This is a genomic window from Pseudomonas sp. B13(2017) (assembly GCF_002113245.1).
GTDB classification, from domain to species: domain Bacteria; phylum Pseudomonadota; class Gammaproteobacteria; order Pseudomonadales; family Pseudomonadaceae; genus Aquipseudomonas; species Aquipseudomonas putida_Z.
On sequence record NZ_NEJX01000018.1, the window covers coordinates 68,281 to 89,992 of the forward strand.

General features: G+C 64.3%; 20 protein-coding genes and 1 pseudogene. 14 read left to right on the forward strand and 7 right to left on the reverse strand.

Annotated elements, in window-relative coordinates; all coding sequences use genetic code 11:
- The first annotated feature begins 3 nt into the window (after nucleotides 1-3).
- The 4 genes from CAG44_RS21230 to CAG44_RS21245 all read left to right on the forward strand — a co-directional run bounded on the left by CAG44_RS21230 (nucleotide 4) and on the right by CAG44_RS21245 (nucleotide 4,782).
- Nucleotides 4-813, forward strand: a complete 810-nt coding sequence (locus CAG44_RS21230; RefSeq protein ID WP_015270845.1) for an ABC transporter permease — start codon at nucleotides 4-6, stop codon at nucleotides 811-813.
- Nucleotides 814-832: 19 nt separating this feature from the next.
- The gene (locus CAG44_RS21235; RefSeq protein ID WP_085590961.1) at nucleotides 833-1,981 is read left to right on the forward strand and encodes an ABC transporter ATP-binding protein; all 1,149 of its coding nucleotides are present in this window, start codon (nucleotides 833-835) and stop codon (nucleotides 1,979-1,981) included.
- 239 nt (nucleotides 1,982-2,220) lie between these two features.
- Nucleotides 2,221-3,528 (forward strand): substrate-binding domain-containing protein, encoded by a 1,308-nt coding sequence (locus CAG44_RS21240; RefSeq protein WP_085692931.1) that lies wholly within the window; start codon nucleotides 2,221-2,223, stop codon nucleotides 3,526-3,528.
- 189 nt (nucleotides 3,529-3,717) lie between these two features.
- Nucleotides 3,718-4,782, forward strand: coding sequence for a TerC family protein (locus CAG44_RS21245; protein WP_085590957.1), 1,065 nt, complete (start codon nucleotides 3,718-3,720; stop codon nucleotides 4,780-4,782).
- Nucleotides 4,783-4,923: 141 nt separating this feature from the next.
- Here CAG44_RS21245 and CAG44_RS21255 read toward each other — a convergent pair whose 3' ends face one another.
- Nucleotides 4,924-6,153, reverse strand: a complete 1,230-nt coding sequence (locus CAG44_RS21255) for an acyl-CoA dehydrogenase (protein WP_013973159.1) — start codon at nucleotides 6,151-6,153, stop codon at nucleotides 4,924-4,926.
- 140 nt (nucleotides 6,154-6,293) lie between these two features.
- Between CAG44_RS21255 and CAG44_RS21260 the strand changes: the two genes are divergently transcribed.
- Nucleotides 6,294-7,220, forward strand: coding sequence for a LysR family transcriptional regulator (locus CAG44_RS21260; protein WP_025339647.1), 927 nt, complete (start codon nucleotides 6,294-6,296; stop codon nucleotides 7,218-7,220).
- Nucleotides 7,221-7,414: 194 nt separating this feature from the next.
- Nucleotides 7,415-8,569, forward strand: coding sequence for a cysteine desulfurase family protein (locus tag CAG44_RS21265; protein WP_085692932.1), 1,155 nt, complete (start codon nucleotides 7,415-7,417; stop codon nucleotides 8,567-8,569).
- 7 nt (nucleotides 8,570-8,576) lie between these two features.
- On the opposite strand, the gene CAG44_RS21270 is transcribed toward CAG44_RS21265, so the two are convergent.
- The 3 genes from CAG44_RS21270 to nfsB form a co-directional block, all read right to left on the reverse strand.
- Nucleotides 8,577-9,014: an RES family NAD+ phosphorylase gene (locus CAG44_RS21270; protein WP_015270851.1), complete on the reverse strand. Its 438-nt coding sequence runs from the start codon at nucleotides 9,012-9,014 to the stop codon at nucleotides 8,577-8,579.
- Entirely contained in the window at nucleotides 9,011-9,460 is a 450-nt protein-coding gene (locus CAG44_RS21275; RefSeq protein WP_013973163.1) for an antitoxin Xre/MbcA/ParS toxin-binding domain-containing protein, read from the reverse strand. The genes CAG44_RS21270 and CAG44_RS21275 overlap by 4 nt, the downstream gene beginning before the upstream one ends.
- Before the next feature lie 150 nt (nucleotides 9,461-9,610).
- Nucleotides 9,611-10,264 carry an oxygen-insensitive NAD(P)H nitroreductase gene (nfsB, locus tag CAG44_RS21280; protein ID WP_085692933.1) on the reverse strand — a complete coding sequence of 218 codons (654 nt, stop codon included), beginning with the start codon at nucleotides 10,262-10,264 and terminating at the stop codon, nucleotides 9,611-9,613.
- Nucleotides 10,265-10,368: 104 nt separating this feature from the next.
- On the opposite strand from nfsB, the gene CAG44_RS21285 reads away from it, so the two are divergent.
- The 3 genes from CAG44_RS21285 to CAG44_RS21295 are packed head-to-tail and all read left to right on the forward strand — an operon-like array spanning nucleotide 10,369 to nucleotide 12,804.
- On the forward strand, nucleotides 10,369-11,292 hold the full coding sequence (locus tag CAG44_RS21285; RefSeq protein ID WP_085590951.1) for a LysR family transcriptional regulator: 924 nt from the start codon (nucleotides 10,369-10,371) through the stop codon (nucleotides 11,290-11,292).
- A gap of 46 nt (nucleotides 11,293-11,338) precedes the next feature.
- Nucleotides 11,339-12,169, forward strand: coding sequence for an AraC family transcriptional regulator (locus tag CAG44_RS21290; RefSeq protein WP_085692934.1), 831 nt, complete (start codon nucleotides 11,339-11,341; stop codon nucleotides 12,167-12,169).
- A 50-nt stretch (nucleotides 12,170-12,219) separates the two neighbouring features.
- Nucleotides 12,220-12,804, forward strand: coding sequence for a LysE family translocator (locus tag CAG44_RS21295; protein ID WP_025339653.1), 585 nt, complete (start codon nucleotides 12,220-12,222; stop codon nucleotides 12,802-12,804).
- Between the two features lie 124 nt (nucleotides 12,805-12,928).
- Here CAG44_RS21295 and CAG44_RS21300 read toward each other — a convergent pair whose 3' ends face one another.
- Nucleotides 12,929-14,143: a sugar transporter gene (locus CAG44_RS21300; protein WP_085590947.1), complete on the reverse strand. Its 1,215-nt coding sequence runs from the start codon at nucleotides 14,141-14,143 to the stop codon at nucleotides 12,929-12,931.
- A 204-nt stretch (nucleotides 14,144-14,347) separates the two neighbouring features.
- Here CAG44_RS21300 and CAG44_RS21305 point away from each other — a divergent pair, with 204 nt between their 5' ends.
- Nucleotides 14,348-15,667: a hypothetical protein gene (locus CAG44_RS21305; protein ID WP_085591075.1), complete on the forward strand. Its 1,320-nt coding sequence runs from the start codon at nucleotides 14,348-14,350 to the stop codon at nucleotides 15,665-15,667.
- 136 nt (nucleotides 15,668-15,803) lie between these two features.
- Here the strand turns inward: CAG44_RS21305 and calA are convergent, their stop codons facing one another.
- Complete coding sequence (calA, locus tag CAG44_RS21310; protein WP_085615128.1) at nucleotides 15,804-16,856, reverse strand: vanillin reductase; 1,053 nt, start codon at nucleotides 16,854-16,856, stop codon at nucleotides 15,804-15,806.
- A 180-nt stretch (nucleotides 16,857-17,036) separates the two neighbouring features.
- Here calA and CAG44_RS21315 point away from each other — a divergent pair.
- Nucleotides 17,037-17,909 (forward strand): annotated as a pseudogene (locus CAG44_RS21315) (AraC family transcriptional regulator N-terminal domain-containing protein); the annotation flags it as partial.
- 796 nt (nucleotides 17,910-18,705) lie between these two features.
- Here the strand turns inward: CAG44_RS21315 and thpR are convergent.
- Nucleotides 18,706-19,251, reverse strand: coding sequence for an RNA 2',3'-cyclic phosphodiesterase (gene thpR, locus CAG44_RS21325; protein WP_085590945.1), 546 nt, complete (start codon nucleotides 19,249-19,251; stop codon nucleotides 18,706-18,708).
- A gap of 124 nt (nucleotides 19,252-19,375) precedes the next feature.
- Here thpR and CAG44_RS21330 point away from each other — a divergent pair, with 124 nt between their 5' ends.
- From CAG44_RS21330 to CAG44_RS21340, 3 genes are all read left to right on the forward strand, one after another.
- Nucleotides 19,376-20,176, forward strand: coding sequence for a hypothetical protein (locus CAG44_RS21330; RefSeq protein ID WP_085692953.1), 801 nt, complete (start codon nucleotides 19,376-19,378; stop codon nucleotides 20,174-20,176).
- 148 nt (nucleotides 20,177-20,324) lie between these two features.
- The gene (gene lpxO, locus CAG44_RS21335; protein WP_013973173.1) at nucleotides 20,325-21,224 is read left to right on the forward strand and encodes a lipid A hydroxylase LpxO; all 900 of its coding nucleotides are present in this window, start codon (nucleotides 20,325-20,327) and stop codon (nucleotides 21,222-21,224) included.
- A gap of 119 nt (nucleotides 21,225-21,343) precedes the next feature.
- Nucleotides 21,344-21,688 (forward strand): carboxymuconolactone decarboxylase family protein, encoded by a 345-nt coding sequence (locus CAG44_RS21340; RefSeq protein ID WP_013973174.1) that lies wholly within the window; start codon nucleotides 21,344-21,346, stop codon nucleotides 21,686-21,688.
- Nucleotides 21,689-21,712 lie beyond the last annotated feature (24 nt).

The window sequence follows — 21,712 nt, forward strand, 5'->3', positions numbered from 1 at the left end:
GCCATGCTCCTGTCTCCCAATGCCATGGGCCGCCCGCTGCGTACGGGCCTGTACCTGACCACCGGGGTCATCGCGGCCTTCCTGCTGCTGCCGGTGGTGTTCATCGTGTTGCTGTCGTTCGGCTCGTCGCAGTGGCTGGTGTTCCCGCCACCGGGCTGGACCTTCAAGTGGTACGGCCAGTTCTTCTCCAACCCGGAGTGGATGGACGCCGCGCTGGCCAGCCTGAAGGTGGCCGTGCTGACCACCATCGCCGCCGTGCTGCTCGGCCTGCCCACCGCGTTTGCCCTGGTGCGTGGCCGCTTCCCCGGCCGCGAGCTGCTGTACGGGCTGTTCACCATGCCGATGATCGTGCCGCTGGTGATCATTGCCGTGGCGGTGTACGCGCTGTTCCTCAAGCTCGGCTACACCGGCACGCTGTTCGCCTTCGTGGTCAGCCACGTGATCGTCGCCCTGCCCTTCACCATCATCTCGATCATCAACTCGCTGAAGCTGTTCGACCAGTCGATCGAGGATGCCGCGGTGATCTGCGGCGCCTCGCGCCTGCAGGCGATCTTCAAGGTGACCTTCCCGGCGATTCGCCCGGGGATGATCGCCGGCGGCCTGTTTGCCTTCCTGGTGTCGTGGGATGAAGTGGTGCTGAGCGTGATGATGGCCAGCCCCGACCTGCAGACCCTGCCGGTGAAGATGTGGACCACCCTGCGCCAGGACCTCAGCCCGGTCATCGCCGTGGCCTCGACCCTGCTGATCGGCCTGTCGCTGCTTGTCATGTTCATTGCCGCCGCCTTGCGCCGGCGCACCGAAGCCAACGCCTGAACGCGCGGAGAAAACAACAATGAGTGCAGTGATCAAAGACAACGCGCACGGCAAGACCCTGGTCAGCCTGCGCGGCCTGAACAAGCACTACGGCGACTTCACCGCCGTGGACAACCTCGACCTGGAAATCCAGGACGGCGAGTTCCTGACCTTCCTCGGCTCCAGCGGCTCGGGCAAGTCCACCACCCTGTCGATGCTGGCCGGCTTCGAAACACCGAGCAGCGGCGAGATCCTGGTCGAGGGCCAGTCACTGGTCAACGTGCCGCCGCACAAGCGTGACATCGGCATGGTGTTCCAGCGCTATTCGCTGTTCCCGCACCTGAACGTGCGCGACAACATCGGCTTTCCGCTGGCCATTCGCAAGCTCGGCGCCAGCGAAACCAGCAAGCGCGTCGACGCCATGCTCAAGCTGGTGCAGCTGGAAAAGTTCGCCCACCGCAAGCCGTCGCAGATGTCCGGTGGCCAGCAGCAGCGCGTGGCGATCGCCCGGGCGCTGGTGTACGAACCGCGCATCCTGCTGATGGACGAACCGCTCGGCGCGCTGGACAAGAAGCTGCGCGAAGACCTGCAGGATGAACTGCGCCAGTTGCACCGTCGCCTGGGCATCACCATCGTCTACGTCACCCACGACCAGGAAGAAGCCATGCGCCTGTCCCAGCGCATCGCCATCTTCAGCCATGGCAAGATCGTCGGCCTGGGCACCGGTTACGACCTGTACCAGAACCCGCCGAATGCCTTCGTCGCGTCGTTCCTGGGCAACTCCAACTTCCTGCGGATCAAGGCCAGCAGCAATGGCGCGGGTAGCTTCGAGGGCCAGCCGGTGGCCATCCGCCTGACCCCGGGCCTGGCCGTCTCGCAGGATGCGCTGATCATGGTGCGCCCGGAAAAGGCCCTGGCCCTGACCGCCGAACAGGCCGCGCGCGAGCCGCTGCCGGCGGGCTGGAACGAGGTCAGCGCCAAGGTTGGCGAAGTGCTGTTCCTGGGCGAGAGCCAGACCTGTCATGTGGTGACCGCGGGCGGTACCGAGCTGACGGTCAAGGCGTTGTCGGCGGCGGGCATGCCGATGCAGCCGGGGGATACCGTGAAGGTGCGCTGGGCGGTGGCGGATGCGTGCATCTATACCGAGTGGGCAGAAAGTGACCTGAGCAAGTCTGCCGGGGCGCATTGATACCGCTGGGGCCGCTTTGCGGCCCTTTCGCCGGCAAGCCAGCTCCCACAGGTACAGCGCAGGTTTCAGGATTGGCACGGCCCCTGTGGGAGCTGGCTTGCCGGCGATGGGCTGCACAGCAGCCCCATTGACGCGAACTTACAAGCATCAGGCAAAGCCCACTGCCCTATGGACTGTCACATTATCATCACGCCACTGTCGTAATCTGCCGGCCATCTCTATGCCATAGGCCTTCCGGCATGCCCCGCCTGCTTGTCTTGCTGCTCACTCTGCTGCCGCTGGCGACCCTGGCCGAGCCCGCTCACCTGCGCGTGCAAGGTTCCAACACCATCGGCGCGGCCTTGCTGCCAGCGCTGGTGCAAGGACAACTGCGCGCACAGCAAGCTACCGCCATCGAACAATACCCGGGCAAGCTGGCCAACGAGACTGTCATCACTGCTCGCGATACGCGCGGCCAGCCTTTGCGCATCGACATCGCCGCTCACGGTTCCAGCACCGGCTTCGTCGCCCTCGGCCATGGCGAGGCCGACCTGGCCGCCGCGTCGCGGCCGATCAACGACAACGAAGCAAGCCAACTGCAGGCTTTGGGCGACCTGCGCGCCGCTGCCGCCGAACAGGTCATTGGCCTGGATGGCGTCGCAGTCATCGTTCACCCCGACAACCCGCTGCCACAGCTCACCACGGGGCAACTGGCACAGATCTTTGCCGGGCAGATCCAGCACTGGGAGCAATTGGGTGTTGCCGGCGGGGCCATCCACCTGTACGCCCGTGACGACCGCTCCGGTACCTTTGAGACCTTCAAGGCACTGGTGCTGGAACCTCAGCACGGCGAGCTTTCGCCCAAGGCCCAACGCTTCGAGTCCAGCGACGAGCTGGCCGCGCGAGTGAGCACCGACCGCCAGGCCATCGGTTTCAGCAGCCTGGCGGCGGTGCATGGGGCCAAGGTGCTGGCGGTGGCCGAAGGTGACGCGCCGGCCATGCTGCCGGAGCGTGCACTGGTGGCCAGCGAGGATTACCCGCTATCGCGGCGCCTGTACTTCTACCTGCCGGCCACCCCCAAGCCCCAGGCCAAGGCCCTGGCCGATTTCGCTCAGAGCCCGGCGGGCCAGTCGATCGTCGCCCAGCAGGGTTTCGTTGCGCAGCAGATCGAGGCCCAACCTGTAGCCCCCCAGGCCGATATGCCGCCGCGCTATCGCACCCTGGCCCAGCAGGCCCAGCGGTTGAGCGTTAACTTCCGCTTCCAGGAAGGCAGCGCCAGCCTCGACAACAAGGCCCTGCGCGATGTGCAGCGGGTGGCCGACTACCTGCGCCAAGCGGGCAAGTTGCGGCGCAAGGCGGTGCTGGTGGGCTTTGGCGACCCCAAGGCGACACCCGGTCGCGCCGCCCTGCTCTCCCGCCTGCGGGCCCAGGCGGTGCGCCGCGAGCTGGCGCGCGATGGCGTGGAGGTGCTGGAGGTGACGGGGATGGGGGATGAACTGCCAGTGGCAGGGAACGAACTGGAGCAAGGGCGACTGCGTAATCGCCGGGTGGAAGTGTGGGTTTATTGAACGATAGGCCTGCTCTGGCCTGACCGGTGCAGGAGCGCCCTGGCAAAGAAATGTAACAGCTCCCCATTCGGCATCACCGGCAAACGGGTCTAGGCTCAAGCCCATGTGATACCGGGCCCCTCTGACGGCTGCCAGGCCGCCATGTCGGATCACTGTTGCCATGCAACGTCGACATTGAAGGAGGGGCTCATGACAGCTCTACAGACATTCCTCACCACTCCATTCCTCGGTACCAGCACCTGGTTGTGGCTGGTGTTCATGGCCATCGTCATCGGTTTGCTGGTACTCGACCTGGGCGTGCTGCACCGCCACGACCGGGAAATCGAAATGCGCGAGAGCCTGCTGCTGTATTCGGGCTATTTCAGCGTCGGCGTGCTTTTCGGCGCCGGGGTCTGGTACCAGTTGGGCGCGCAATCGGCGCTGGAGTTCTACACCGGGTTCCTGGTCGAGCAGTCGCTGTCGATGGACAACGTGTTCGTCATGGCGATGATCTTCAGCTATTTCGCCATCCCCCGCCGCTACCAGCACCGCGTGCTGTTCTGGGGCATCCTCGGGGTGGTGTTCCTGCGGGCGATCATGATCGGCGTGGGCGCGGCGCTGGTGCAGAACTTCGCCTGGGTACTGTATATCTTCGGTGCCTTCCTGCTGTTTACCGGGGTGAAGATGGCGCTGTCGAAGGAGGACAGCCGCCCCGACCTGGCCAACAACCCGATCCTGAAGTTCGTGCGCCGGCACATGCGGGTCACCGAGCAGATCCACGGCTCGCACTTCTTCGTGCAGCACACCCCGCCCGGGCAGCACAAGGCGCTACGCCATGCCACCCCGCTGTTCATGGCGCTGGTGCTGATCGAACTGGCCGACCTGGTATTTGCCGTCGACAGCGTCCCGGCAATCTTCGCCATCACCCAGGACCCGTTCATCGTCTATACCTCGAACATCTTCGCCATCCTCGGCTTGCGCTCGCTGTATTTTGCGCTGGCGGCGCTGATGCACCGGTTCGTTTACCTCAAGTACGCGCTCGCGCTGGTGCTGATCTTCATTGGCTGCAAGATCTTCTACCACGGCATGGTGGGCAAGGTGCCGGCGTTGCTGTCGTTGGGGGTGACGTTCGGGTTGTTGCTGGGTGGGGTGGTGGTTTCGCTGGTCAAGACGCGAGGGGAGAAGCCGGAAATCAAGGGTGCTCAATCCAGACAGCCTTCAAATGCCGATCGCACAGTCAGCGAGAAGGAGGAAGACCCGCAGATGCGGGTCTGACCATCCAGAGAAACCAGTGAGCCTTCAAGGGCCTCTTCGCGGGCTTGCCCGCTCCCACAGGTATTGCGCACAGCTTGGAGGCGGCACAGTACCTGTGGGAGCGGGCAAGCCCGCGAAGAGGCCGGAACAGGCGGGCAAAAATCACCGCCCGCTGCGCATCATCTCCGCCGGCACATACTTGCCAATCTCATACTTGCCAATCGCCGCCCGGTGCACTTCATCCGGCCCGTCGGCCAGGCGCAAGGTGCGCTGCATGGCGTACATGTAAGCCAGCGGGAAATCGCCACTTACCCCTGCCCCGCCATGAATCTGGATCGCCCGGTCGATCACCTTTAGTGCCACGTTCGGCGCCACTACCTTGATCTGCGCAATCTCGCTGCGGGCGACCTTGTTGCCGACCGTGTCCATCATGTACGCCGCTTTCAACGTCAGCAGCCGGGCCATGTCGATCTCCATGCGCGAGTCGGCGATCTTGTCGACGTTACCGCCCAGACGCGCCAGTGGCCGGCCGAAGGCGGTACGCTCCACCGAGCGCTTGCACATCAGCTCCAGCGCGCGCTCGGCCATGCCGATCGAGCGCATGCAGTGGTGGATACGGCCGGGGCCAAGGCGCCCCTGGGCAATCTCGAAGCCACGGCCCTCACCCAGGATCACGTTCTCATACGGCACCCGCACGTTCTCGAAGAGCACCTCGGCGTGGCCATGGGGAGCATCGTCATAGCCGAACACCGGCAGCGGGCGGACAATCTTCACCCCAGGTGCATCGGTGGGCACCAGCACCATCGAGTGCTGCTGGTGGCGTGGCCCTTCAGGGTCGGACAGGCCCATGAAGATCATTACCTTGCAGCGCGGGTCGCAAGCGCCGGAGGTCCACCACTTGCGGCCGTTGATTACCCATTGGTCACCGTCACGCACTGCGGTGGCGGCCATGTTGGTGGCATCCGAGGAGGCCACGTCCGGTTCGGTCATGGCGAACGCCGATCGGATCTCGCCACGCAGCAGCGGCTCCAGCCACTGGCGCTTCTGCGCTTCGCTGCCATAGCGCACCAGCACTTCCATGTTGCCGGTGTCTGGCGCCGAACAGTTGAACGGCTCCGGACCGAGCAACGAACGGCCCATGATTTCTGCCAGCGGGGCGTATTCCAGGTTGCTCAGGCCGGCACCGTATTCCGATTCGGGCAGAAACAGGTTCCACAGCCCTTCAGCGCGGGCCTTGGCCTTGAGTTCTTCCATGATTGCGGTGGGCTGCCAGCGGTCGCCCTCGGCGACCTGGCGCTCGAACACCGCCTCGGCGGGGTAGACATAGGCGTCCATGAACGCGCTGACGCGCTCACGCAGTGCCTGGACCTTGGGCGAATAGGCGAAATCCATCTGGGCTACCTTCACGGTTCGGAGTACATGGGCCAGAGCCTAGAGCAGCATGACCCCATCCACCTAGTCTATTTTCCGCGTGTATAAACATTCATAACCGATATATGATCGGCCAATAATTCCAACAAAGAGCGGCGCCCATGAACCTCAGCAAGGTCGACCTCAACCTGTTCATCGTGTTCGATGCGATCTACACCGAAGCCAACCTGACCCGCGCCGGGCAGATCGTTGGCATCACCCAGCCGGCAGTGTCCAACGCCCTTTCGCGGCTGCGCGAAACCTTCAACGACCCGCTGTTCGTGCGTACCGCGCAAGGCATGGTGCCCACGCCCATGGCGCAGAACATCATCGGCCCGGTGCGCAACGCCCTGGCACTGCTGCGCACCTCGGTGCAGGAAAGCCGCATCTTCAACCCGCAACAGGCCAACAAGACCTTCCGCATCAGCATGACCGACCTGACCGAAGCGGTGATCCTGCCGCCGCTGTTCCAGCGCTTGCGCCGCCTGGCGCCGGCGGTGCTGATCGAAAGCTTTTTGTGCAAGCGCCGCGAGACCACCAAGGAACTCGCCGCCGGCCGCCTGGACTTCGCCATCGACGCACCGTTGAACACCGACCCGCAGGTACGCCACGTCAAGCTGATGCAAGACCGCTATGTCTGCGCCCTGCGCCAGGGCCACCCGCTGGCCGACAGCAAGCTGACCCTCGACAACTACCTGGGCATGACCCACATCCATATCTCCAGCCGCCGCAACGGCCTGGGCTATGTCGACCTGGCCCTGGGCAAGATGGGCGTGCAGCGCAAGGTTGCCTTGCGCTCGCAGCATTACCTGATGGCCTCGCAGGTGTTGCAGCAGACCGACATGGCGATGACCGTCCCCGAGCGCTTCGCCCGCCGTCATCAGTTGCGTTACCAGCCACTGCCGGTGGAGGTGCCTGCGCTGGAAACACACCTGTACTGGCATGAAAGCACCGATCAGGACCCGGCCAACCGCTGGATGCGCGAGCAGATCACCGAGTTGTGCGAACGTGTGGTGGCCGAGGAAGAGAGGGCCTTGGCACCAGCCTGAAGAGGCTGACGAGGGGCCTTTGCTGAGTCCCTCGCGATGCGGAGAAAAATTTTCCAGGAAAAGATCAATAGAGAGAAATTTTTATTGCGCATCCTGAGAATAGAGCCGGCGGAAGCGAAAAATATCTCTCGAGCAGAGGGTACGCTTGCTCCAACGATCGCCGATTTCACGGCGACAGAAACGGACTCGCCCCAATGCCCAGCGCCCCGCTCTACTTCGATTACGCCGCCACCACTCCGGTCGACGACCGGGTCATCGAAACCATGCTCGCCTGCCTTGGCAGCCAGGCCAACTTCGGCAACCCGGCGTCCAGTGGCCATGCCTTCGGCCAGGCCGCCCGCCACGCCGTGGAGCAGGCCCGCCAGCAAGTGGCCGAACGCGTCGGCGCACAGGCCGATGCACTGGTCTGGACCTCAGGTGCGACCGAATCCAACAACCTGGCGCTCAAGGGCATTGCCCAGGGCCTCGGCAAACCCGGGCACCTCATCACCAGCCAACTGGAACACAAGGCCGTGCTCGACACGGTGGCCGAACTGGAGCGCCAGGGCTGGGCCGTTACCCGCCTGGCACCGGATGCCGCCGGCCTGATTCAGCCTGCGGCGGTGCAGGCAGCGTTGCGCGCCGACACCCGCCTGGTATCGCTGATGGCGGTGAACAATGAACTGGGCACGATCACCGACTTTGCCGCGATTGGCGAACAGGTACGTGCCCACGGTGCCCTGCTGCACGTGGATGCGGCGCAGGCGGTGGGCAAACTGGCCATCGACCTGAGCGCCATGGCCGTGGACCTGATGTCGTTCTCGGCGCACAAGGTGTATGGGCCCAAGGGCATCGGTGCGCTCTACGTGGGGCCACGCGCCCGCACGCTGATGCGTGCGCAGATGCACGGTGGCGGCCATGAGCAAGGCCTGCGCTCCGGCACCCTGGCGACCCACCAGATTGCCGGCATGGGCAGCGCCTTTGCCCTGGCCGGCCAGCCCGGCGACAGCGAACACCAGCGCCTCGAGCAACTGGCCAGGCGCTTGCGCGAAGGCCTGCTGGCCCTGCCCGGCGTCACCCTCAACGGCTGCGCCAACCAGCGCATTCCCCATACGCTGAACCTGTGTATCGACAGCAAGGGCTTCAACAGCGCGGCGCTGGCCAGCGAGCTGGCGTTGTCGACCACCTCGGCCTGCAACTCGGCGAGCAATGCGGCCTCGCATGTGCTGCTCGCGCTGGGGCTGGATGAACGCCAGGCACGCAACAGCGTGCGGCTGAGCATCGGGCGTTTCAGCAACGACGCTGAAGTGGACAAGGCGCTCGAAGTGTTTGGCCGGGTGCTGACAGCGGCATCAGCGGCACTTTGGTGAACCGGCCCTAGAACAGCCGGCTGTCCGGGGTGAAGTCCTCGACCTCGAGCCTGGCGCTGTTTGCCTGCGGATGGCGCGGGTTGAACAGGTAATTGGTGGTGCTGGGCATGATCGCGCTCGGCACCGGCAACAGCAATGCCGAGCACTCATCCAGAAAGCGGTTGCCCAGGCCCCGGGTCAGTTCGGTCTGGCTCGACCAGCCCGGCTGCAAGGCGGGCAACTGCGCTTGCGAAACGGTGTCGGGCAACTCGATACGCAGCAGCCGCATGGTGGTGGGGAAATCCTCAGGGTCGATCTCCAGGTGCACAAGCACCTCCAGCATTGCCCCGGCTGGGCTGGTGGCGGCATACACCACTGGCCGGCCCGCCTGGTGCCAGCGGCCGCTGACACGCAAGCCGCCCGTTCCGCTCAAGTCTGCATAGGCGCTGATACGCCACAGAATCACAGGCCGAAGCCCTCGGCGATCTGCAGCAACATCTCTTCGACCTGGGTGGTGCCCTGCTGGGTGGTGAGCATCTGCATCGGCGTCAGCCCCGAGAAGCGCTCCTTGGGCTTGGACAGCCAGCGCTTGGCCTTGCCAGCCTCACCGAACACGGCTTCGGCCATGGCGGTGATATGGGCCGAGCGGAACAGCCGGTCGCTTTCTTCCACGGTCAGTGGCTGGTCACGTTCGATGCGGGTTTTCAGCGTGCGCAGGGGAATGATCTGGTCACGCTCCACAGGGGTGAATACGCCGAGTTCGGTCAGTTTCACCAGCCAGGTGGCAGCGAAGCCATGGGTGATGCGGGTGTGGATTTCGAAGTCACTGGCGAGTTCGGGGATTTCCAGCAGTGCATGCAGGCGCGCCCGGTACTCGTGGTAACCGTTGTCGCGAAGCACTTCGGCAAGCATGGCGCTCTCCTTTCCGGCGTTTGCCGACAAGTATGCGGCATATGCCGGACATATGCCAGTTCATGAGGCCTGTGAAAGCCTTGAAGGCGATGCCATCCTGTGGGGGCGGCCTTGCGTCGCGAAAGGGCCGCAGGGCGGCCCCGGGCAGTCTCACAGGAAGGTGAACACCTGCGAAGCCGGCAACCGCGACTTGTTCAAGCCAGCGTTGAAGTCCGTCTCGCTGCGATAGCCCAGGCTGAGAATGACCACACTGGTGAACCCATGCTCGCGCAAGCCCAGCTCGGCATCGAGAATCTTGCTGTCGAAGCCCTCGATCGGCGTGGCATCCAGCCCATGTGCCGCAGCCCCCAGCAAGGCAGTACCCAACGCCAGGTAGGTCTGCTTTTCCATCCAGTGCTGCACGTCCTTCTGGTCAAAGCGGTGCAGGTCGACGTAATGCCGGCGGCTCTGGTTCTGCCCGGCACGCGCCTGATCATGGCGGAAGCGGCCATCGGCAGTTTCCTGGTCGAGCACGGCATTCAGGTGCGCTTCGGTTATTTCGGTGCGGGTGCAGAACACGATCACATGCGAGGCATCGAGGATCTTCGGCGAATTGTAGGCATAGCGCTCTGTGGTGCTCTTGGCCAGGCGGGCCTTGCCTTCGGCGCTGTCGGCAACGATGAAATGCCACGGCTGCGAGTTGACCGAAGACGGGCTGTGGCGCAGTTGTTCGAGCAAGGCATCGACAGTGGCCTGGGGAATACGGCGCGAGGCATCGTAGGCTTTGGTGGTGTAGCGGCGCTTGGCCAGCGAGACGGTATCCATGCAACAACTCCGGGAATGAACAGGGGATTTGCCGGGCATCTTATCTTTCCTGCAGAAAAGAAAAACCGGCACAATGCAGCAACACTTTCATCCCAGGAGTGAAAATGCTGCGCATCGCCGACCTCGAACTGTTCGTCCGCAGCAGCGTGCTGGGCAGCTTCACCGCCGCCGCCCACGAGGCCGAACTGCTGCCGGGGCAGGTGGCCGCCGCGATCAAGCGCCTGGAGCGCGATCTGGACGTGCGCCTGTTCGCCCGCACCACCCGCAGCCTGCGCCTGACCGCCGAAGGCGAGCTGTACCTGCCGACGGCCCTGAATGTGCTGGAGAGCCTGCGCCAGGGGCGTGAAGACCTGCATGGCAACGCCAACACCCTGCGCGGTACCCTGCAGGTGTCGGCACCGTCCGACCTGGGCCGCAACATGCTGCTGCCGTGGCTGAGCGCCTTCCGCCGCGAGCACCCGGCCCTGCACCTGCGCTTCCTGCTGTCCGACCAGATCGCCGACCTCAACCGCGACCCGGTAGATGTGGCGATCCGCTATGGCCTCAACCAGGACGCCAACTACATTGCCCTGCCGCTGGCCGACTGGAACCGCCGGGTGCTGGTGGCCGCGCCCGAATACCTGGCTCGTCACGGCCGCCCGCTCACCCCCGACGCCCTGCAGCAGCATGCCTGCCTGCTGTACATGCAGCACAACCGGGTCTACGACAAGTGGCGAGTGGGCAACCGCACCGTGCAGGTGCGCGGGCCACTGGTCAGCGACGATGCCGATGTGATCCGCCGCCTGGCCTTGCAGGGCGAAGGCATCGTCTACAAGTCGTGGCTGGACGTAAGCGCCAACATCGCGGCCGGCGAGCTGGAAATCATCCTCCCCGAGCACCTCGGTGAGCCCGCCCCGGTCACCCTGGTGTGCCCGCACCGCAAGCAGCTCACGCCCGCGGTGGCGCAACTGCACCTGTGGCTGCGCGAACGCTTCGAGGCCTTGCGTAACCGGGCGCTGACCAACGGCTGCACAATCGTTCCAGACTGAGCCTGGCCGTTGCGCTAAGGTAGCGATTTCTGCCACGGCACGCCCCATGAGCAACTGGATCGACCTCAAGCAAGACGCCGACACCGGCATCGAGTCGGTCCGCGCGCATTTCATCGGGCATGCCTACGACCCGCACTGGCACGACAGCTTCCTGGTTGGCGTTACCGAGCAGGGCGTGCAGCAATTCGATTGCCGGCGAGTACGCCATCGCAGCACGCCGGGGCACGTGTTCCTGCTGGAGCCCGGTGAAATCCATGACGGCCATGCGCCCACCGAGGACGGCTTCACCTATTCGACCCTGTACCTGGAACCCACCTGGGTGGACAGCCAACTGCGGGCACTGTTCGAACACGCGCCAAGCGACAGCCTGCCCAGCTTCGCCGATACCTTGTGCCACGATGAGCGCCTGGCGCGTGCCACTGCCCTCGCCTTCCAGGCCGTGCATACCCAGGACTTGCGCATTGTCCGGCAGACGGCCATGGACGACCTGCTGGCCTGCCTGACCCGCCACCTGCACTGGCGCCGACGCCTGAACCCGGACCCGCGACTGCCGCTGACCGCACAGCGCGCACGGGATTACCTGCACGCCAACCTGGAGCGCGACATCGGCCTGGAAGACCTGGCCCAGGCCTGTGGCATCGACCGCTTCCGCCTGACCCGCGCGTTCAAGGGCGCATTCGGCCTGGCGCCACATGCCTATCTGATCCAGCTGCGCCTGGCCCGGGCGCGGCGCCTGCTCGCCCGGGGCCAGACACCCACCGAAGTGGCCATGGCCCTGGGCTTTGCCGACCAGAGCCACCTGGGGCGCTGGTTCCGCCGTGCCTACCAGCTGACCCCGGCCGACTACCGCAGGCGCTGCTCAAACCTTCCAGACTGAAAGGCGGCAGGCAGCGAGCATGGTGCTTCGTTTATCCGGAGCCCTTGATCATGTCGCAGTCGTTGTTGCCCTTCATCCTGTTTGCCCTGGTGTCCAGCATCAGCCCGGGGCCGACCAACCTGTTGATACTCGCCCATGGCGCCCGCGTTGGCCTGCGCGCGAGCCTGGCGCCGATCGTGGCGGCCTGCGGTGCAGCAGCAGCGATCGTGCTGATGGTGGGCCTGGGGCTGGGTGAACTGCTGCTGCGCCACCCGCTGGCCCAGCAGTTGATGAGCTGGGCCGGGGTTTTGTGGTTGAGCTGGCTGGCGTGGAAGATGCTGCGCAGTGCTGCCGCCCCGCTGCAGGCGGCCACGGCGCAAGGCTTCAGTGCACTCAGTGCGGCCTCGTTGCAGGTGGTGAACCCCAAGGTGTGGTTGATGGCCGTGGCGGTGGTCGGGGTGTTTGCCGCGCCGTCGTTGCCGGTATGGCAACTGGCGCTGGTGTTCTTGCTGATTGCCCTGCCATGCATGGCGGCGTGGGCGCTGCTGGGGGTGGGCAGCGCGCGATGGTTGCAGGCACCGCGGCGGTTGCGGGTGTTCAACCAGGTGTTGGCGGGGGTGTTGTTGATTTCTGCGTGGGCTGCCGTACTGGCTTGAGCCCGCTATTGCCAGTACCGGCCTCTTCGCGGGCACGCCCGCTCCCACAGGTACTGCATCGCGCCTGAAGTTGATGCAGTACCTGTGGGAGCGGGCGTGCCCGCGAAAAAAACAGCGCGGTCATTCAGGAATGCCCTGCCCCCCCGCCCAGCGCCTCGCGGAACCGCCGGGTGCTGGCCACAGCCAGCAGCAACCCGACCACCGCCACGCTACCGCCCACCAGGCCGATATCCGCCACGTCCAGCTGGCTGCTGACGATACTGCCCAGCAACGCGCCACCGCCAATACCGATGTTGTAGATACCCGAGAACAGCGCCATGGCCACATCGGTGGCATCGGACGCCAGTTTCAGGGTCTTGGACTGCAGCGACAGGCTGAAGCTGAGGATCGCTACACCCCAGAACATGCTCAACGCAGCGAACACGTAGAAGTTGCCCGACAGCGGCAACAGCAGCAACAGGCACGCCGCCAGCAGGCCGATCGACCCTACCAGGAAGCCATGCGGGAAGCGGTCGCTGTAACGGCTGAACAGCAACGAGCCGAACACCCCGGCACCGCCGAACAGCAGCAGCAACAACGTGGTGCGCTCACCGCCTATCTGCGCCACGTGCAGGGCGAACGGTTCGATGTAGCTGTAGGCAGTGAACTGCGCGGTAATCACCAACGTCACCAGCACATAGGTGATCACCAGCGCCGGGCGCTTGAACAGGATCGGCAGGCTGCGCAGCGAGCCCGAGTTCTGGCTGGGCAGCAGCGGCAGCGACTTCATCAGGCACAGCATGGTCGCCAGCGCCACCCCGGCAATGCTCAGGAAGGTGATGCGCCAGCCCAGCGCTTCGCCCACCACGCGGCCCAGCGGGATGCCCAGGACCATGGCCAGGGTGGTGCCAGTGGCCAAAAGGCCCAGCGCCTTGGCCTGCTGCCCTGGCGGCGCCACGCGCACCGCCAGGGAGGCGGTGATGGCCCAGAACACCGCATGCGCCAGGGCAATACCGATGCGGCTGACCAGCAACATGGCAAAGCTCTGTGACAGCCACGACAGCAAGTGGCTGACGATGAACACCAGGAACACGAACAGCAACAGGCGCCGCCGCTCGATGTTGCGGGTCAGCAGCATCATCGGCAGCGAGGCCAGCGCCACTACCCAGGCGTAGATGGTCAGCATCAGGCCGACCTGCGCGGTGCTCATGTCGAAGCTGCGGCCAATGTCGCTGAGCAGCGCCACCGGGACGAACTCGGTGGTGTTGAAGATGAAGGCCGCCAGGGCCAGGGCAATGACGCTCAGCCAGCTGCCGCTACCCGCCGTGGGTGGCATGTTGGTGGGTGTGGGTCCGTTCATGGGTGCAAACCGCTTCTCCGCAGGCAAGGCAACAGGACGCACGCCAGCCACCCGCTTGCAGGGGTGTGGACGCACGCTTTGTTATTGGAAGGAATGCCCGGCATGGTACGCGTCAAGCCGGGGGCTCACAACCGCGAGGCGGGCAGAAGGAGTAACATGCGCGCTTTGTGCGAACGCGTATGCAACAAGGAGCCCGATCCGCTCATGGACCAGCAGCACTCCCAGCAGCAACAGTGGCAGCAGGCGGTCACTGCCTATGCCCAGGCCGTCAACGACTATGTCGCGCAGGGCCGCGCGCAAGGCTGGGATGACCTCGAAGAGCCCCTGCCGCAAGCCACCGAGCATTTGCTCGACGCCTGGCTGCAAGCCCTGCAAGCAGCCAACCGGCCTGGCGTCGAAACCTTCGAGCAGCAAGCCTTCCGCGAAGCCTGGCCGCCCGCCCACCACCCATTGCTGCCGCTGATCAAGGAGCACGGGCAAGGCATCGGCAACGTCCTGCTGCTGGAGGATGGCAGCCTGCTGGCACGTATCGGCATGCCGCATGACAAAGGCCAGGTGGTGCGCATCGACCCTCTCGGGGTGACCCCGGTGATCGGCGTCGATCACTTCGGCCGCTGCCCGGCCCGCCGCTATTTCGCCCTGGCCAATGCCGAGGGCATACGCGTGACCGATGGCTGGGGCGGCCCGCAGGTGCTGCGCCTGGCCTGGCCCACGGGGCTGGAGGGGTTGCCGCCGGGTTACCCGTTCGAGCCATTCGACCTGCCGCCCACGCCGACCGCGCTGATCCCCTTCCCGGATGGCCAGCGGGTGCTGCTGGTGAGTGCCGAAGGTATCTTCCTGCTGACGCGCCACGGCGCGACCCGCCTGCTGCCGCACCAGGCGCGGGTGCTCGACGAGCTGGACGAAGGCACCGACCCCGACGACATCAGCCTCGGGCTGAGCATGGAGCACGGTGCGGTGTCGGCGGATGGCCGGTTGATCGTGGTCGGCGAGCAAGGCAGCCGTCACCTGGTACTGGACGACCAGCTCAGGCCCGTGGCGGCAATCGGCCCGGCCAGCGAGTATCCGCACTTTGCGCTGTTCAATCGCGCGGGTGACCAGTTGATAGTCAATGCCTGCCATTTCTATAGCGGTGCCACGCTGGCTGTCAGGGTGGCCGACTTGCCGGGGCTGGATACCGACTACTACAGCCAGGACCCGCGTACCCCGCTGGTACAGGATGGCGCACGGGTGTATGCCGGCGTGGCGCGCGACGGCGAGTACATCGTGGGGGATGCCTATGGTTATCTGCGGGCATTTGGCGAAGATGGCATGGAGCATTGGCAGCATTACCTGGGGTCGACCATCAGTGCGCTGGATATCAGTGCGGACGGGCGTACGCTGGTAGCGGCGAGCCATGCCGGGTTCGTTTCGGTGATTGCCCTGGACAACGGGCGGCCGGCCTGGCAGATCGGTACCGGGGCGCATGGCGAGGTACGGCGGTGGTTGTTCTGGAAAGGCTGGGACAGGGCATTGGCCTGGTAACAGATCCAGCATCTTCATTGCCTGTACTGGCCTATTCGCGGGCTCGCCCGCTCCCACAGGTAAATCACAGCTTACGAAGTCTGTGCAGTACCTGTGGGAGCGGGCGAGCCCGCGAAGAGGCCGGGGCAGGCAACCATCAGCCCTGCAAAGTAGCCATATCGATCACGAACCGGTATTTCACGTCCCCGGCAATCATCCGCTCATACGCCTGGTTGATGTTGCGGATATCCAGCAACTCGATATCACAACGAATCGCGTGCTCGGCACAGAAATCCAGCACTTCCTGGGTCTCGGCAATACCACCGATCAACGACCCCGCCAGCACCCGGCGTTTCATCACCAGATTGGCCGCATGTACCGCCGGGTCGATCGGCTCGATCAGGCCGACCAGGATGTGCACGCCATCGAATTTCAGGGTTTCCAGGTACGGGTTGAGGTCGTGCTGCACCGGAATGGTGTCGAGCAGGAAGTCGAAACGGCCCGCCGCGGCGTGCATCTGCTCGGCATCGGTGGACACGATCACATGGTCGGCACCCTGGCGACGGGCTTCCTCGGCCTTGGCCTGGGAACGGGTGAACAGGGTCACTTCGGCGCCCAGGGCCTTGGCCAGCTTGATGGCCATGTGGCCCAGGCCGCCCATGCCGAGGATGCCGATCTTGTGACCGGGGCCGACACCGTGGTGCTTGAGCGGCGAATAGGTGGTGATGCCAGCGCAGAGGATTGGCGCGGCACTTGGCAGGTCCATGCCGGCCGGGATGCGCACCACGAAGTGCTCGCTGACCACGATGCTGCTGGAATAACCGCCCATGGTGTTGCTACCGTCGACCCGGTCCGGGGTGGCGTAGGTCATGGTCGGGCCTTCCAGGCAGTACTGCTCCAGGTCCTTGGCACAGGCTTCGCAGTGGCGGCACGAGTCGACCATGCAGCCAACGCCGACCAGGTCGCCGACCTTGTGCGCGGTCACTTTGTCGCCCACCGCGGTGACGCGGCCGATGATCTCGTGGCCAGGCATCAGCGGGTACACGGCAATGCCCCATTCGTTGCGCGCCTGGTGAATGTCGGAGTGGCACACGCCGCAGTACAGGATATCGATGGCGACGTCGTCAGGGCGCGGGCTGCGACGCTCGAAGGTCATGGGAGCCAGAGGGCTGGTGGGGGTCTGGGCGGCGTAACCGATGGCGGTGTACATGCAGGGCCTCGCTATGAAGTGAAACGATTCAGGCGGCGCATTCTGCGCGCCATGCGCCGCCTCGCCCACGGCTGATTCTCCGGCATCGATGCCTGATTCTCCGAAGATGCCATGCAGCACCTGGCGCCGAGCGTTCATTCTGCGATGATCAGACTGTCTGATCCTCTGCCCAGGTCCATCATGCAACTGACCCGCCACGTCGACGCCAATGCGCCGCTTTGCACACTGATCCGCAGCCTCGCCACGCGCCCGGGCTTCGTGCCCACGCACCTGCCCCAGGTGCAGGTGCTGAGCTGGGACCACTATGTGGCCAGCAGCCCGCAGATCTACGAACCCAGCCTGATGATCCTGGCCCAGGGCAGCAAGCTGGCACGCCTGGGGCCGCGTACCCTGGAGTACGGCGCCGGGCATTACCTGGTGCAGGCACTGTCGGTGCCGTTCATGTGCGAAACCTTCGCCACCCCCGAAGCACCGTTGCTGGGCGTGGCGGTGGACATCGACCGCGGCGTGCTGGGTGAACTGGTGCAAAGCATGGCCCTGGCGCCGGATGCCGCGGTGCAGGCGCAAACCCCGCAGTCGATGACCTCAGCGGCACTCGATGCGCCGATGCGCGAATGCGTGGAACGGCTGCTGCGCTGCCTGCAGGACCCAGTGGACGCCAAGGTGCTGGGGCCGGCGCGGGTGCGCGAGGTGCTGTACACCGCCTTGCGCGGCCCACAGGCGGGGGTGTTGCGGGCGCTGGTGGAGCAACAAGGGCACTTCGCCCGCATCGGCGCCGCCCTTGCCCACCTGCGCGAACACTACACCGAGCCGCTGAGCGTCGAAGCACTGGCCGCGCGCGCCAACATGAGCGTTTCGACCTTCCACGAGCACTTCAAGCGCTGCACCGACATGGCACCGATGCAGTACCTCAAGCGCCTGCGGCTACTAAAGGCGCAGCAGATGCTGATCGGCGAAGGCCTGGGAGTGGCGCAGACCGCGCACCGGGTGGGGTACCAGAGCACCTCGCAGTTCAGCCGCGAGTACAAGCGCCAGTTCGACCGCAGCCCGGGGATGAATTGCCGTACCAGAGCCTGCCAGTGTAATCGCCTGCCCTGGCCCCATCGCCGGCAAGCCGGCTCCCACAGGGACAGCAAAGCTCTTGAGGTCAATGCGGTCGAGATAGCTGCAACTGTCTTGCATGGCCTGCCCTGGCCTCATCGCCGGCAAGCCGGCTCCCACAGGGATAGCAAAGCCCTTGAGGTCAACGCGGTCGAGATAGCTGCAACTGTCTTGCATGGCCTGCCCTGGCCTCATCGCCGGCAAGCCGGCTCCCACAGGGATAGCAAAGCCCTTGAGGTCAACGCGGTCGAGATAGCTGCAACTGTCTTGCATGGCCTGCCCTGGCCTCATCGCCGGCAAGCCGGCTCCCACAGGGATAGCAAAGCCCTTGAGGTCAACGCGGTCGAGATAGCTGCAACTGTCTTGCATGGCCTGCCCTGGCCTCATCGCCGGCAAGCCGGCTCCCACAGGGATAGCAAAGCCCTTGAGGTCAACGCGGTCGAGATAGCTGCAACTGTCCTGCATGGCCTGTCAGGGCCCCATTGCCGGCAAGCCGGCTCCCACAGGGACTGCAAAGCTCTTGAGGTCAATGCGGTCGAGATAGCTGCAACTGTCTTGCATGGCCTGCCCTGGCCTCATCGCCGGCAAGCCGGCTCCCACAGGGACTGCACATGGCTTGAAACCGATGCGGTCGATGTGGGAGCCGGCTTGCCGGCGATGGGCTGCAGAGCAGCCCCGGCAGCGCATCTGCACACTGCACGCACGCTGGGCGAGCAGATGTTCGCAGACTGCGAGGCCATGGCCTGAATCAGCTTGAAAGCGGCCATTGCGCCAATGGCCAGTAAGCGCCCTTGCGCGACTCGTACAGTGTGAAATGGCGGGCGGCGAGGTAGAAATCCGGCGCGCTGCTGGCTTCTGGCGGCTGGCCGCGGTAATCCCTGGCCAGCGTCAGGTGCGGGCGATACTCGCGGTCGGCCGCTTCCACCCCCAACGGCAGCAGCGCCTGCTGCAAGCTGTACACCAGTTGCAACAGGGCCGGTGGGGTCTGTTGCGCCTCCAGCACCAGGGCGCTGGCCCGCTGCCACACCTGCAAGCGGTCCAGTATCAGTCGTGGTGCCGTGGCCGGTAGTGCCAGCTGGTCGACCGCCGCGCAAATCGCAGGCACATGGGCGGTATCCACATCGCCGAGAAACAGCAGTGTCACATGGAAGTTGGCGGCCGGCACTGGCTTGCCGCTGCGCAGGCCCAGGCCACGTCGCCACTGGGCCAGCACACGGCGCTGGGCATCGCTCACCGGCAAGGCGAAGAACAGGCGCTTGAATGGTTTTTCGATTCGTCCGCTGACCGGTGTCATCGTGCCGCTCCTCGAGATGGCAAAGCACGTACTGATGCGTTGGGAAACCCGCAGGTCTGTCAGTTTCGCGGGCAAGGCCCCAAACCATACGCTGAGGCCTCAATTCAATCACATAGATACGGTCATGAAACAGCACCAGCAAACACGGAATACCCAGCCTGCCATGCAAGCGCAACTGAAGTGGGGCAACCAGCGTGAGCGCGAGTTCACGACTGATGTCATAGATACAGATGTCAGTAATGGCAACCGCTCATTTTTCGCCATTCAGTACACGGAGGGATCAGATACCGCTTATAGCTATATATTCCTGAATATCCCGGAACGTTACCTGGTGGCGGGCGCATCCCTCAAGATCGGTGAAGGCGAGAAAGCCGAGATCAACGCCTATTTCGGTTCGACTTCGATTGGTCGCTCAGGTTGGGCGACCGGGGGCTCAATCGATATTACCGAGATGGATGAGACTTCCAAGGCATTTGCCGCAACGTTCCACTACACCATTGAACACACCATGGGCATGGTCGAGATCGTGGATGGCTCGTTGTCCTTGTCACTGGCCGACGATGCAAGGACCAACGGCACCGGCCGGGTCACCGCCAACCTCGACCCCGCTATTTTCCCTTCGATGGGTAACCTTGACGCTCGAACCATCGAAACCAAGGTACTTCAGGACGGGCGCATCCAACTCATTGCCAGACAGCAAGTGGACAACGCTATCCAAGGCATCATGATGCTGTTCAGTGAACAATATGCACGCCTGTTCTTCTCGATTGGCGGTATGCACTATCCCCTGAGCGGGGGCCGCCTGAAGCATGAGTGGAACGGGGATAAAAAGACCCTGACCGCCGATTTTACTGACTATGTAATCGGCTACCAAGGCAAGGACCATCGCATCACGGATGGCCGCATCGAGGTCACTCTGGCCTGATGCATCGCCATGCAGACCTTGGTACAGCGGTGACGCTTGTACCAAGGTCTGCCATCGCTGCGTAACATTCTCCTACAAAGCATCGGCTCGATTGTTTATGCTGGCGGGCTTAGCCATCACGCATGGCCATTACTTGACGTATCCGCCCATGAAAATCGCCTTAGTCCTCATCTTCGTCCTCTCGATCGCCTATGTTCACCTGCGCGGTCGCGTTCGCCACAAGCTGACCCGTCAGTTGGGCGACCACTCCAGCTTCCTGGCCCCGGTCAACAGCTTCCTGTACCTGTTTTCCAGGCACCCGGCCAAGCCTTACCTGCCGGTAGAGGCCTTCCCTGAACTGCAGACGCTGCAGGACCACTGGCAGGAGATCCGCGAAGAAGCCCAACAGCTGCTGCATGTAGGCGAAATCAAGAAGTCCGACAATTACGATGATGTCGGTTTCAACTCATTCTTCAAGACCGGCTGGAAGCGCTTCTACCTGAAGTGGTACGGCGAAAGCCACCCGTCGGCGATGACCCTGTGCCCACGCACCACCGAGTTGCTCAAAGGCATCGGCACGGTCAAGGCCGCCATGTTCGCCACCCTGCCGCCGGGCGCCAAGCTGGTGCGCCACCGTGACCCGTATGCCGGTTCGTACCGCTACCACCTGGGCCTGGACACGCCGAACGACGACGGTTGCTACATCGACGTGGACGGTGAGAAGTATTCCTGGCGCGATGGCGAAGGCGTGGTCTTCGACGAGACCTACATCCACTACGCGGCCAATACCACCGAGCACAACCGCATCATCCTGTTCTGCGACGTTGAACGCCCGCTCAAGTACCGCTGGGCGACCGCGTTCAACCGCTGGTTCAGCCGCAACGTCATGGCCGCTGCCGCCGCACCCAATGATGCCGGCGACAAGACCGGTGGCATCAACCGTCTGTTCACCCGCATCTACAAGATCCGCGAACGTGGCAAGGCGATGAAGAAGCGCAACCGCACGCGTTACTACCTGGAGAAGTGGGCGTTCGTCGCGGCGTTGGTGCTGGTGTTCATCTACATCTGATCGGTGTGGTTGCGCGCAGCCAAAAGGCCTGCGCGCAACCAACCAAAGTACAAGCCTCACACTTTCCACTCTTCGACTAGCCTGAAAGCTCCACTCGCAACCTCCCCAAGGTGAAGACGATGAGCATGATGGACTGGGACGCCTACCGTAAGCAGTTGATGGCCGGCATCGGCGATCTCAAGCAGCTTTCCCCTGACACCGTGGCCGGCTACATGACCGCCAGCGGCGCAGGGGCCAAGACCAACCACCTGGACGCCAAGACCCGCGAGCTGATCTCCCTCGCCGTGGCCGTGACCACACGCTGCGATGGCTGCATCGCGGTGCATTCGCAGCAGGCCGTCAAGCACGGCGCCAGCCGCGAGGAAATCGCCGAGGCCCTTGGCGTGGCCGTGGCGATGAACGCCGGTGCCGCGCTGGTCTACTCGGCACGTGCCATGGATGCGGTGGGCAAGGCCAACGGCTGAGCGCAATTGGCGTCGCCGCCCTTG

What these genes read in the sequence shown, in the direction of transcription:
- CAG44_RS21305 (WP_085591075.1), top strand. Translation starts at nt 14,348, where the DNA reads ATGGACCAGCAGCACTCCCAGCAGCAACAGTGGCAGCAGGCGGTCACT.
- CAG44_RS21295 (WP_025339653.1), top strand. Translation starts at nt 12,220, where the DNA reads ATGTCGCAGTCGTTGTTGCCCTTCATCCTGTTTGCCCTGGTGTCCAGC.
- lpxO (WP_013973173.1), top strand. Translation starts at nt 20,325, where the DNA reads ATGAAAATCGCCTTAGTCCTCATCTTCGTCCTCTCGATCGCCTATGTT.
- CAG44_RS21240 (WP_085692931.1), top strand. Translation starts at nt 2,221, where the DNA reads ATGCCCCGCCTGCTTGTCTTGCTGCTCACTCTGCTGCCGCTGGCGACC.
- CAG44_RS21265 (WP_085692932.1), top strand. Translation starts at nt 7,415, where the DNA reads ATGCCCAGCGCCCCGCTCTACTTCGATTACGCCGCCACCACTCCGGTC.
- CAG44_RS21275 (WP_013973163.1), bottom strand. Translation starts at nt 9,460, where the DNA reads ATGCTTGCCGAAGTGCTTCGCGACAACGGTTACCACGAGTACCGGGCG.
- CAG44_RS21290 (WP_085692934.1), top strand. Translation starts at nt 11,339, where the DNA reads ATGAGCAACTGGATCGACCTCAAGCAAGACGCCGACACCGGCATCGAG.
- nfsB (WP_085692933.1), bottom strand. Translation starts at nt 10,264, where the DNA reads ATGGATACCGTCTCGCTGGCCAAGCGCCGCTACACCACCAAAGCCTAC.
- CAG44_RS21245 (WP_085590957.1), top strand. Translation starts at nt 3,718, where the DNA reads ATGACAGCTCTACAGACATTCCTCACCACTCCATTCCTCGGTACCAGC.
- CAG44_RS21230 (WP_015270845.1), top strand. Translation starts at nt 4, where the DNA reads ATGCTCCTGTCTCCCAATGCCATGGGCCGCCCGCTGCGTACGGGCCTG.
- CAG44_RS21330 (WP_085692953.1), top strand. Translation starts at nt 19,376, where the DNA reads ATGAAACAGCACCAGCAAACACGGAATACCCAGCCTGCCATGCAAGCG.
- thpR (WP_085590945.1), bottom strand. Translation starts at nt 19,251, where the DNA reads ATGACACCGGTCAGCGGACGAATCGAAAAACCATTCAAGCGCCTGTTC.
- calA (WP_085615128.1), bottom strand. Translation starts at nt 16,856, where the DNA reads ATGTACACCGCCATCGGTTACGCCGCCCAGACCCCCACCAGCCCTCTG.
- CAG44_RS21235 (WP_085590961.1), top strand. Translation starts at nt 833, where the DNA reads ATGAGTGCAGTGATCAAAGACAACGCGCACGGCAAGACCCTGGTCAGC.
- CAG44_RS21340 (WP_013973174.1), top strand. Translation starts at nt 21,344, where the DNA reads ATGAGCATGATGGACTGGGACGCCTACCGTAAGCAGTTGATGGCCGGC.
- CAG44_RS21260 (WP_025339647.1), top strand. Translation starts at nt 6,294, where the DNA reads ATGAACCTCAGCAAGGTCGACCTCAACCTGTTCATCGTGTTCGATGCG.
- CAG44_RS21285 (WP_085590951.1), top strand. Translation starts at nt 10,369, where the DNA reads ATGCTGCGCATCGCCGACCTCGAACTGTTCGTCCGCAGCAGCGTGCTG.
- CAG44_RS21300 (WP_085590947.1), bottom strand. Translation starts at nt 14,143, where the DNA reads ATGAACGGACCCACACCCACCAACATGCCACCCACGGCGGGTAGCGGC.
- CAG44_RS21255 (WP_013973159.1), bottom strand. Translation starts at nt 6,153, where the DNA reads ATGGATTTCGCCTATTCGCCCAAGGTCCAGGCACTGCGTGAGCGCGTC.